The organism is Alteribacter populi, assembly GCF_002352765.1.
GTDB lineage: Bacteria > Bacillota > Bacilli > Bacillales > Salisediminibacteriaceae > Alteribacter > Alteribacter populi.
Map to the genome: position 1 here is coordinate 2,248,936 of NZ_KZ293963.1, position 12,723 is coordinate 2,261,658.

Genomic DNA, 12,723 nt, shown 5'->3' on the forward strand with positions numbered 1-12,723 from the left:
GAGGTTCACCCTCATCCTGCTTCTCATATTTTAGCGAACTGAACTTTCTCCATTTCTTGTCCATTTTAATGTAGCCTATCGCGAATTTTTTACCCGGATTTGTCATAACTCAAACGAGCTGCTGGTTTAATAAGAATGCAAAAGACTCCACTTGACCTTATACAGTAAGATTATAACCTTTACTAAAGGAACGTCGTCTTAATTTTTTATCGTAATTGAGCCAGTTGTTGCCTCTGCTTCCACGTAAAAAGAAGTTGTCGCTTCCTTATTTGCTAAAAACGACATCTGCTTGTTCGCCCAGTCTTTCTTTTCATCAATAACGGTAAGCTTCGGAAGGTCGCAATTTATACCGCCAACCGTCGTTTTTAAATCCCCTTCAACTTTCACATCATTAGGAACATTTACAACCACACTGCCAGTAGTTGTTTTAAAATAAGCCCTTGACGCCTTCGGTTCAAGCAACGTATAGTTGATTGTTCCGTTGAGTGTTTCAACATCGACTACACCTTCAGAAGTGCTTATAGCAATCGTCCCATTGACTGTTTTTGCATCACAATGTTCCACAGAAAGCTTACTAACAGAGATTGTACCGTTCACTGTTTCCAGGCGAACATCTTTACCTTCAATTTTTTCAAAGCCAACCCGTCCATTTACTGTTTGGACTTCAAATGTCGACGCTTCAACAGATTCGCCACTCACTTTACCGTTAAAAGCATATAGCTTCACTCTGTTTAAATCAGCCTTTGGTATATAAATAATCGTATTTACTTTCATTGATTTTGACGGTGACTTCAATTTTAGTTTGTTTTCCTTTAGATCAAAAATAACTTCATCAAGGAAAAAACGTCTTGCTTCATCAGCATCTTTGACTTTATACACTTTCACATTGCACTCTACGCGAATATCCTTTTCTTCCCAGGGACGAAAAGTGACACTGCCATTTTCAACTGACACGTCGACATCCTGCACAGAAGCATTTGTATGCTGAAAAATATGTTCAATCTCAACTGACGACCCAAAATTAAAGTCTAGGTCAAACTCTTTAATTTTTTGAACAGCGTCTTCTACAAAGTCTGTAAAACGACTCGCAAAAGAATTCTGCCTCTCTTTCCCACGGTAGCCTTGAGCATTTCTCCAATCTACATCTTTAGATACTGCTCGTGTAGGAGAATCAGATACGGAAGGTTCCTCCTCCGTATCTGGAGTTGTCGTTTTATCATTTTCCTTCAATGCATTCAAAAGCTGTAAACCTTCATCAGTAGAAATCTTCCCATCTTCAATCATCTTTAAAATCATCTTACGTTCTTCTTGCATGAATAAACCTCCTCCAAAAAATATTATCTACTATGATCTTAATATGAATGTACGAAACTAAAAAGAAAAAGTTTCAGAAAAGAAAAACGCAAGCGCCTTGGCGTCGTGCGTCATAGGAAACTTGACTTATCACCAAAAAAGGCGAAAGTGACCTCGTAGCTGTCTCTTCCTCTGCTAGGCATGCTCCGATGTGTATCCGCCGAGAGAACCCGCAGCTTATTCACGAAGTAATGCTAGGCGCTGGAGCTAGACATTGAAGCGTGGAACTTCATACTTTCCTAACTATTAAAAAATCCTAAAACTTCCAGGCAACAGTCCCCCGAATAAATTGTCGGGGGACTGTCCCCGCACAATTTCAACCTTCTTCCAGAAAAAGAAAAGACCGGTGACTGCATAAGCTAGTCACCGGTCAAATTTCACATTTATTTTTGTGATCAAACTTTACATTAATTCAAAGTTGAACCGAATTTACCCACTCGTCACCGATTCTTTTGATTTCATCCGCTCCTCCATCCGCTTACGGTCTCTTTCGAGGATCGGCTTTAAATAATTTCCGGTATACGAACCTTCTACACCAGCTACTTTTTCCGGAGTTCCACTCGCGACAAGCTTTCCGCCTTTATCTCCGCCTTCAGGCCCGAGGTCGATAATGTGGTCAACGGTTTTAATCACGTCTAAATTATGCTCGATCACTAAGACCGTATCACCATTTTCCACCAACCTCTGCAATACTTTTAACAATCGGTCAATATCATGGACGTGGAGTCCTGTTGTAGGCTCGTCGAGAATGTACAGTGTCCTACCGTTTGAACGACGGTGTAATTGTGATGCAAGCTTCACGCGCTGTGCTTCTCCACCGGATAATGTTGTAGCCGGCTGCCCAAGCGTCATGTACCCGAGCCCCACATCATATAGTGTCTGAACTTTTCGTTTAATTTTCGGGATATTCTCAAAGAATGCCACCGCATCTTCCACAGTCATTGCTAAGACATCCGCAATTGTTTTTCCTTTATACTTCACATCTAACGTTTCCCTGTTGTAGCGTTTTCCGTCACACTCTTCACAAGGAACGTACACATCAGGGAGAAAGTGCATCTCAATTTTAATAATGCCATCCCCACGACATGCTTCACAACGACCTCCCTTTACGTTGAAACTGAATCGACCTTTTTTATAGCCGCGGACCTTCGCTTCATTTGTCATCGCAAACACATCACGAATGTCATCAAAAACACCTGTATATGTAGCTGCATTCGACCTCGGGGTTCGACCTATTGGAGACTGGTCAATGTCTACTACTTTCTCCAGATGTTCAATGCCTTTCATTTGTTTATGAGCACCAGGTTTATTTTTTGCTGTTGTTAATTTTTGAGCAAGAGACTTATACAAAATATCATTGATCATTGTACTTTTACCTGATCCCGACACACCGGTGACTGCTACAAATATTCCTAGAGGAATATCAATTGACGTATTCTTCAGGTTGTTTTCTGTTGCTCCTTTTATCGAGATCAGTCGGCCATCGGACTTTCTTCTATTGACCGGAAGAGGAATGAACTTTTTCCCGGATAAATATTGGCCCGTCAACGATTCACCATCGTCCATAATTTCTGCCGGTGAACCTTCAGACGTAATTTGACCGCCGTGTGCCCCAGCACCAGGACCAATATCAATAATATGATCTGCCGCGAGCATCGTATCTTCATCATGTTCTACTACAATCAGTGTGTTCCCTAAATCCCGCATTCTTTCTAAGGTGCGAATCAGACGATCATTGTCACGTTGGTGCAGTCCTATCGAAGGTTCATCGAGAATATATAATACACCCATCAAAGCTGACCCAATTTGGGTAGCTAAGCGAATCCGCTGTGCTTCACCACCTGACAAAGTACCCGCCGGACGAGACAACGTTAAGTATTCTAATCCAACATTAATTAAAAATCCGAGTCGCTCCTCAATTTCACGTAAAATCATTTTAGCAATCGTCATGTCTTTTTCGGAAAGCTCAAGGTTCTCAAAAAACACTTTCGCATCTTTTACGGAGTAGTCCGTTACTTCTCCGACATGTTTTCCGCCAATTAGCACGCTGAGACTTTCTTTACGTAAACGATTCCCTTTACATGCCGGACAAGGTTTTTGTGTCATATACCCTACCATTTGTTCGCGAATATAATCAGAGCCTGTCTCATGATATCTGCGAGAAATGTTATGAATGACGCCTTCAAAATAAATTTCTTTCTCACGCACATTGCCAAATTCATTTTCATAACGGAAGTATATTTTTTCTTTCCCACTTCCATAGAGCACTTTATCCATTTGCTGCTTTGGCAGCTGCTCAACAGGAGCATCCATGTCGATGCCGAAATGTTCACACACGCTGCGCAAAAGCTCAGGGTAGTATTGTGAACTGGTTGGTTCCCAAGGGGCAATTGCATGTTCCTTCAGTGAACGGCTCCAATCTGGAACGACAAGATCGAGGTCAACTTCAAGCTTGCTTCCCAATCCGTCACAAGATGAACAAGCACCGAATGGGCTGTTAAATGAAAACATACGAGGCTCTAGTTCACCAATAGAAAATCCACAATGTGGACATGCATGTTTCTGGCTAAAAAGAAGCTCCTCTTCTCCAATTACATCGACCACTACACGCCCATCCGCTATATGAAGTGCTGCTTCCAAAGAATCAGCCAGCCGTGAGTCAATCCCCTCTTTTATAACAATCCGGTCAATCACAACTTCAATGTTATGTTTTTTATTTTTTTCAAGTTCAATTTCTTCCGCCGCTTCCCGCATCTCACCGTTAATACGGACGCGAACATAGCCTTGTTTTTTAATGTCTTCAATTACTTTGGCATGAGTACCTTTTCTTCCTGAGACTACCGGTGCTAAAATCTGCATTTTTGTACGATCGGGATAAGCCAGCATTCGATCAGCCATTTGCTGTACCGTTTGAGAACTGATTTCAATGCCATGATTAGGACAAACAGGCTTTCCAACCCGGGCAAATAAGAGTCGTAAATAATCATAGATTTCAGTCACTGTACCTACTGTCGAGCGCGGATTCCGACTCGTTGTTTTTTGGTCAATCGAGATTGCGGGGGAAAGACCTTCAATCGCATCGACATCTGGTTTATCCATTTGTCCAAGAAACTGACGTGCATAAGCAGAAAGAGATTCTACATAACGACGTTGACCTTCTGCATAAATGGTGTCAAAGGCCAGTGAGGATTTCCCGGAGCCGGATAACCCGGTAAAAACAACGAGTTTATCACGAGGAATCGTCACGTCGACTCCCTTTAAATTATGGGAGCGTGCCCCCTTAATAACGATGTTTTCTAATGCCATGTACGTTCTCACCCTTCCGCTTTCAATTCAATAATCACATCACGCAGTTCGGCGGCTCGCTCGAAATCGAGCGCTTTTGCCGCGTCCTTCATTTCTGTATCCATTCGTTCGATCACTTTTTCTCGCTCTTTTTTGCTCATCTTTTGTTGTGGAGGTATGGCTGCACCTTTATCTCCATAGCTCTCGCCTTCCTCGGCTGCATAAGTCGCTTGAATGAGTTCAGGGATATCCTTTTGGATCGTTTGTGGCGTGATCCCGTGTTTCTCATTAAACTCTTTTTGAACTGTTCGGCGACGTTTTGTTTCTTCAATGGCAATTTCCATTGATTTCGTCATTTTATCCGCGTACATAATCACATGCCCATTCGCATTTCGAGCGGCGCGTCCCATCGTCTGAATCAATGAACGTTCTGCACGAAGAAACCCTTCTTTGTCTGCGTCCAATATAGCCACAAGCGATACTTCGGGGATGTCGAGCCCTTCACGAAGTAAGTTAATACCGACAAGTACATCGAATTCCCCTCGCCTTAAATCACGGATAATCTGAATTCGTTCAAGCGTTTTAATATCAGAATGGAGGTACTTTACACGAACTCCAAGTTCTTTAAAGTAGTTCGTTAAATCCTCGGACATTTTCTTCGTTAATGTTGTGACAAGCACACGTTCGTTGCGCTCACGTCTTAAGCGGATTTCTTCAATCAAATCGTCAATTTGACCTTCAATCGGTCGAATGTCCACTGAAGGATCCAAAAGCCCCGTTGGACGGATAATTTGCTCTACCATTATAGGACAGTGCTCGAGTTCGTACGGCCCTGGTGTAGCAGACACAAATACCGCCTGATCTATGTGCTTTTCAAATTCTCCAAATTTTAACGGACGGTTATCTTTTGCTGAAGGAAGTCTAAAGCCGTGATCAACTAACACCCCTTTACGCGCCTGATCGCCATTGTACATCCCACGTACTTGAGGCAGCGTGACGTGAGATTCATCTACGATAAGTAAAGAATCATCAGGGAAAAAGTCCATCAACGTATAGGGAGTCGCTCCTGCTTCCCGGAAGGTCAAGTGTCGCGAATAGTTTTCAATGCCTGAACAAAAGCCCATTTCCTGCATCATTTCGATATCATAACGTGTTCTTTGCTCCAAACGCTGGGCTTCGAGAAGCTTTCCTTTTTCATGGAGTACTTTCAGCGTTTCTTCAAGCTCCTTCTCTATATTCACTATCGCTTTTTTTAACTTTTCTTCCCGAGTAACGAAGTGAGAAGCCGGAAAAATCGCTACATGATTTCGCTCGCCAAGAACTTCACCCGTCAAAGCATCAACCTCTGTAATTCGGTCAATCTCATCGCCGAAAAACTCAACTCTCATACAATGTTCATCTCTAGAGGCAGGAAAAATTTCTACAACATCTCCACGAACTCTAAACGTACCACGTGTAAAGTTAATATCATTCCGCTCATATTGAACGTCAACCAAATTGCGAAGTAGGTTGTTTCGCTCTATTTCCATACCAACCCGGAGCGACACAACTAGCTCCCTATATTCCGTTGGCGAACCTAAACCATAAATACACGAAACACTGGCAACGATAATCACATCATTTCGTTCAATTAAAGCACTCGTTGCAGAGTGGCGTAATTTATCGATTTCATCATTAATACTTGCATCTTTTTCAATAAAAGTATCAGATTGGGGAATGTAGGCCTCTGGTTGATAATAATCGTAGTAACTAACGAAGTATTCGACAGCATTGTTCGGGAAAAATTCTTTAAACTCGCTGTATAATTGCCCAGCTAATGTTTTATTATGAGCGATGACGAGTGTTGGTTTGTTCACCTGTTGGATCACATTCGACACAGTGAACGTTTTCCCCGTACCCGTCGCCCCTAAAAGGGTTTGGAACTTCTTTCCTTTATGAATTCCTTCAGTCAACTGTTCAATTGCTTTCGGCTGATCTCCTTGGGGTTCATATTTAGAAACTAATTGAAATGTATTTTGTTCCTCACTCACCACAATGACCTCCTTCACTTTTCCATTTCTGCAAAGACTCTATATCAAGTTAAAAACATCAAATTAAAGAAAATTCTAATTTAAAATAACGCCCATCATACATTCAAATATTTGGATAATATTACTCCCTTACCCATTCTTAACCTATCTTCATCATTATACCACAAATATCATTCAAAAAACCAAAATATACGAACATATGTTTTTAAATTGTACGGGGACAGTCCCCTGAACTTTAGGTGCGACTGCCCGTCGCACAAAAAAAGAAGACCTATTAAAGGTCCTCTATCTTATATTTAATTTGTGTTATCTTTCTTTACCTGTTCTGTGTGTGAAAGCTCTGAGCTTTTTTCACCATTTTTCATAGCTGATTTCAAACCATCCGCCTGCGTAATTTCTGTCCCACTCTCTGATAAATTTGTACTTTCTTCACCTGTTTCGTATTCACCGGAGACTTTAACACCTTCATAGTTTTCCTCTACAGCAGCTACTTCTTCCTCTGTATTTAAAGAATCGGTCGAATCAGGAGAGTCACCTAAGACGGTTTCACGGTCTTTTTGGACGATAAGGGAGTAGCGAAGTCCTTTACCGGAGAGGTTTCCTACTTCATCATCCGGTACAAATAACAGCCCTAATTGATAGTGGTCTCCTTGATAGACTGATGATTGCGCAAACCGTTTTTCACCTTGATGATCCACAACCTCTAGTTTACAAAAAGCAGCCTTATTTTGAAGTGCTTCGTACAATTCTATTTGTGAATTCACAAACTTCCCGTTCGCTTTCATAATCATTTCTCCGACACGTATGCCCATTTTATCCCCGATTGAATGAGGGATAACGCCCAATACAATTAATCCTTGCTTCTGATTGATGTACATGCTATTTTTCTTTTTCTCACCTCTACTATGGAACCAAAAGATTCCTTCTCGGCCCAGGATCACCGTTGCTGCAGCCAGGATTGTAAGAAAATCAAATAGATAGGCAGCACCTGCGATTGCAGCGACTAAAATACTTAGTGCCATAACTCGGCCACCTAATCGTCTAAACCCTTCTTTAGGATCATCTGTTTGTACTATCGCGTGGAAACCTAAAATCACAGGAAACAGCATAAATCCGACGGTTTCAGTTGGAATGCCTACTACTGTATTTGCAAACGGCCATGCTCCAATTCCAGTAGCTGCAATTCCTCCTGCAGGCAAAAGTAATAAAGTCGGAGCAAGCCAGACACGATTCACCTCATGACGACCGACAATTTTACCTCGTCTGCTTTCCACAAGTGCTGATGTGGAACGATTCTTGCCATTAATTAATATAAGAAATGCCTCAGCAAATACCACAAGCGCTAAGAACCAAACAAAACTAACCGAGTTCATTTGTGATATTTCCATGAGCCTCGAATCAATCCAGACAACGCCTGTCCCACTTGAAGGTAAAAAATAAGCAATAATGAGTGCGGCACTACCGACAAATGAAAAGCTCAACCAGCGACTGCTACGAAATGGAATCATCGCAAACCAAATCACAGTCATAAGTAAAAACATTCCGAGCGGCACAGCTACACCTAGAGCAACCATCGCTACCGATAACACTAATCCGAAGATAAGTCCAATTCCAAGCGGGTATGTAAGTTCCTCTAATACATCATATATCCGAGTATGAAAATCCCGTCTTTCTCTTTTTACTCTACGAACACCAAACCAAATGCCAACCAAAATAAAAAGATAGACAAGTGGATATAGAAAAAAACGGCCAATGCCTTGAAGTAATTCCCATAACACAACTTCCATAGTTGCCCTCCCGATTCCAAAGTCAAAAATATACTTTACTTTTCAATGTATTCCGTACAAAGTATTCTCCTTTTATTTTAATGGAAAAGCGGTAAAAGGACACCCTTTTTTCTTTAATGAAATGAAAATGTCTTAAATTTCAGGCCACTGTACCCTTTTAATCAACTTACATCTGAATCACAAGAGCGGACCTTTTAAGAAAAAAGGACCCGCTCTCGAAATCAAGAGCAGATCCTACCGTACTTTATTCTTCTATTAATAATTCAATAGCATGTTTAAGTTGACGATCATTTTCACGGTCTTGAACCTGTTCAACGACACGATCTTGAAGAGCCCAAGCTATATCCTCATCGATTATCCCTGTTACATCATGCCCCTCATCTTCTTGGAAGTTCTTAACTGCCTCTTCTGTTTCACGACTGAAGTACCCATCCGTTCGTTGAGGATCATAACCCAACCCTTCTAGCATAAGCTGAGCATTTTGTATCTGCTCACTATTCATATCGAACTCAAGTGGCTCTTCTGCTTGAACAGGCGAGACATAGAAATAGTCTGGCTGACGAATTTCTTCTGTTGGCTCTACACCAACCTCATTTATGTCATTTCCAGCAGAGGTAAGCCATTTAAATAACGTTAATTTCAACTCGCTACCATCACCTAATTGTAAAGTTTGCTGAACGGTTCCCTTACCAAACGTAGTTTCTCCAACTACATGGTGACCGCCTGCTTCTTTTAACGCAGCCGCAAGAATTTCAGAAGCCGAAGCACTTCCTTCGTTAATTAACGCCGCAATTGGATACTCTTTTTCATCCTTCAAATTAGAAATGTGGCGAATTCGCTCGCCATCCCTATTTTCAATTTGCACGATCGGTTCCCCATTTGGAATTAGCAAATTCCCGATGTCTTCTACACTTTGTAAGAATCCTCCTGGGTTTCCTCTCACATCAATTACCAGACCATCGATTCCTTGTTCCTCTAAGTTTTCCAACTCTTCTTCAAACCGAATAGAAGTATTCTCAGAGAAGGAATTAATTTCGAGAAGTCCCACCGTTTTGTCGTCTTCTTCAATCACGTCACTCGTCACCGTTTCAATCGGTATTTCGTCACGAACCACATCAACAGTCAGCGGATCCGTTACACCAGGGCGTTCTACCGTTAACGTAACCGTTGACCCTTTCTCTCCCCTAATTTTAAGGACTGCGTCATACAAGGAAAGCCCATCAATATCTTCACCATCGATTTCAATAATCTGGTCATTTGGACGCAATCCCGCCTGTTCAGCAGGCGAATCTCTAAAAGGAGCGACAATGGTAACTTTGCCATTGGTCATACTTACCTCGGCACCGATCCCTTCGAATGATGAATCTAAGGATTCCATAAATTCTTTAGCTGTTTCCTCATCCATGTAAACAGAATATGGATCTTCAAGACTCTCTAACATTCCATTGATCGCACCTTCAAGGAGAACATCTCCATCCTGCTCTTCAACGTAACGATCCATAATCATGTTGAAAGTTTTTTGAATTTTTTCAAGTTCCTCCTCAGAATTAGCACTTGAAGAAGTCTCCACTGCTTCTTCCAACGCTTCATCGTCAGAATGAGATGGATCTGTTGCCGTTTGTGGTTCCTCATTTTCTTCCAGTACCGGCTGAGCTTGAATTCCGTCGGCAATTTGAAGACCAACAAACATTCCACCCGCACCGATCAGTAGTGAAAACACAATAACAATCGGAAGCCACTTTTTATTGATGTTCATATCCTCACCTCACTATGGATTACATGTCCCACTTTCGAATCATGCTCCCCCGTTTATTCTAGTAATGTTTTCTATATATGACCCAATCATTCATAAAAAAATAAGTTTGTTCTATCATATCAAAACTTACGCTTCATTTAAATTACTATGTTGTAAATTGAAGAAAGCTCACTATACAATCCTACCGCCGTGTGCTTTAAAGTCTCAAGGATGCTTTCCCCTTGAGGCGAACGGGTGTAGTCTTATACTTTCTGAACTTTGTACAAAAACTCGACTTATTATATGCAAAGTACAGGTATTTATGTTGAGGTTCCATTCCCACCTCATTCATTCAGTATTTTCGTTTTTTATCAATCTTTTCTTTAAGTAAACAATGTTACTCCCTTTAACAGTTACATACCTTTTCAATGCATTCCGAAAGATCGGCGCTACGATACAATATACAATTATTATTACAGGGAACGGTAGGAGAAAGCCATTTATCAGAACTGGTTTCCAACCATTATCTAAGACACCATTTAAGAGGAAACCGTTAATCGTTATTGAAGTCACAGCAAACAACAAAGCTGTAAACATCACATTGGGGAAATGAAGAATGTGCAACGATTCGTCTCGATGAAACACTCGTTCAATGAGTATATGAATATACAACACAGTAAATAACGTAATTACTCCGACGACAATAGGCAGGCCAGTAGTAATAAACAATACTAATTCCCCTCTCCTTATTAAGGTTCGTCAAAAATCTAAAAATCGTAATCCAAATAACATATAAGATCCGGACTCTCCTCCGGATAACACAGAAGCAGCTTATTATACAGCACACGGACTATTTCGCCCTGAGTTTTCGAATTATCGAACTTCCCCCTTGTATACATAGGATATAGTAAAAACCACACCTTCTCTAGAAAGCTTCTAAAGGAGGTGTGGTTTATCCTGTCTATTTGTTTTACATTTTAAAAATTAACGTAGTTTCGTGGGTCAACAGAGTTTGATTTCGCTGCGTTCCAGCCGCCTTCGTGAACTTCAAAGTGTAAGTGAGGACCTGTTGAGACTCCGGTATTTCCCATAATCCCTACTTGTTCACCACGGCTTACACTTTGGCCCTGAGAGACGCCAATAGAATCTAAATGTGCATATAAAGTTGTTATTGTTTGACCATTGACGTTATGTGTCACCATTACAGTATTTCCATATCCACTCATGACACCTGCATAAGATACTTGTCCACTTTCAGCTGATACAACCGGTACATTTGAACGGCCACCTTGACCAATATCAATGCCGTGGTGTTGTCTTCCAAAGGTTGGACGATATCCATATTCAGATGTGACACGTCCGGTAGCTGGAACCATTAGTGTTCCACCCGTATCACTCGGCGCTGCAGCAGAAGAACCGCTGGAGTTACTAGAAGATGAAGATGAAGATGAAGAGTCACCCCTGCTTGTACTATTGTTTGAACTCTCTTCCTGCTTTTTACGCTCTTCTTCTTTTTTCTTACGCTCTTCTTCTTCCTTTTTCTTACGTTGTTCTTCTTCCCAATTTTCAAGTTCTTGCTTAGCAGCTGCTTCTTGGTCAGCTAAAATTGATTGTTCTTCCTCGAGGGAAAGGACCTCATCATGAAGGTTAAACCCTTTTTCTTCTAGCTTGTTAACTAAACCCGATTTCTCCTCAGTTTGAACTTCAAGCTCAGCACGAAGATTTTCTAATTCAATCATTTGATTTTCCAAGTTCTCAAGCTGTTCTTCGATTTCTATTTTCGCATTTTCTAAAGCTTCTTTATCTTCAATGTGTTGTTCTAAGATATTACGATCTTGACGAGAAATTGTACTTAACGCATTTACTCGTTCAATAAGGTCTCCAAAGCTTTGTGCTCCGAGAACAACTTCTAAGTAATTAACCGCTCCACCATTTTTGTACATCGAGTTTACCCGGTCTTTTAAGAGCTCGTCCCGCTCAGCAATTCGCTCTTCCAAAACTTCAATCTCTTCACGTAATTCGTCAATTTTTTCATTGGTTTCATCAATCTCAGCTTGTTTATCACGAATTTCTTGATTCGTTTGCTGAGTACGCTCGTCCAACTCACGAATTTCTACTTGTACTTCTTCAATTTCTTCTTCAAGCTGATCCAATTCAGCTTCAGTTTGTTCCGCTTCTTCTCGCTTCTTTTCTTGCGCTTTTCGGTTTTCTTCAATTTCTTCTTTAAGTTTATCACCTGTGTTTGCTTCAACAACAAAACTACTATTCCCACTTATAAAAGTCGAGAAAGCAAGTATGAATGCTAGCGACAAAAATACCAATCTACGATTCACTGAAAATTTCCCCCTTAATTCGAACCTATATGATTTATTTCCACGGAAATAGACAAAACTTTTTCTTACAGAGGACACTCAAAAAAGTCCGGGAATCAAAGCTGTCGAAAGAACCACAAGGCTCTGTGGCAAACGTAGAGGTCACCCCACCCTAGGGAAACACATTGCGTCACCCCTCGACTTTTCGGCTCTGATTGCCC

General features: G+C 41.2%; 7 protein-coding genes. All 7 read right to left on the minus strand.

Annotated features, from left to right (window positions below; genetic code table 11):
* Nucleotides 1-198: 198 nt before the first annotated feature.
* Nucleotides 199-1,314, minus strand: coding sequence for a DUF4097 family beta strand repeat-containing protein (locus tag CDZ94_RS10965; protein ID WP_096436975.1), 1,116 nt, complete (start codon nucleotides 1,312-1,314; stop codon nucleotides 199-201).
* Nucleotides 1,315-1,782: 468 nt separating this feature from the next.
* Nucleotides 1,783-4,659, minus strand: coding sequence for an excinuclease ABC subunit UvrA (gene uvrA / locus CDZ94_RS10970; protein WP_096436977.1), 2,877 nt, complete (start codon nucleotides 4,657-4,659; stop codon nucleotides 1,783-1,785).
* A gap of 8 nt (nucleotides 4,660-4,667) precedes the next feature.
* Nucleotides 4,668-6,668, minus strand: coding sequence for an excinuclease ABC subunit UvrB (gene uvrB, locus CDZ94_RS10975; protein WP_096436979.1), 2,001 nt, complete (start codon nucleotides 6,666-6,668; stop codon nucleotides 4,668-4,670).
* A 296-nt stretch (nucleotides 6,669-6,964) separates the two neighbouring features.
* Nucleotides 6,965-8,455 (minus strand): hypothetical protein, encoded by a 1,491-nt coding sequence (locus CDZ94_RS10980; RefSeq protein ID WP_096436981.1) that lies wholly within the window; start codon nucleotides 8,453-8,455, stop codon nucleotides 6,965-6,967.
* 244 nt (nucleotides 8,456-8,699) lie between these two features.
* On the minus strand, nucleotides 8,700-10,211 hold the full coding sequence (locus CDZ94_RS10985; RefSeq protein ID WP_096436983.1) for a S41 family peptidase: 1,512 nt from the start codon (nucleotides 10,209-10,211) through the stop codon (nucleotides 8,700-8,702).
* Nucleotides 10,212-10,538: 327 nt separating this feature from the next.
* The gene (locus CDZ94_RS10990; RefSeq protein ID WP_096436985.1) at nucleotides 10,539-10,919 is read right to left on the minus strand and encodes a hypothetical protein; all 381 of its coding nucleotides are present in this window, start codon (nucleotides 10,917-10,919) and stop codon (nucleotides 10,539-10,541) included.
* Between the two features lie 248 nt (nucleotides 10,920-11,167).
* Complete coding sequence (locus tag CDZ94_RS10995; RefSeq protein ID WP_096436987.1) at nucleotides 11,168-12,523, minus strand: murein hydrolase activator EnvC family protein; 1,356 nt, start codon at nucleotides 12,521-12,523, stop codon at nucleotides 11,168-11,170.
* Nucleotides 12,524-12,723: the final 200 nt, after the last annotated feature.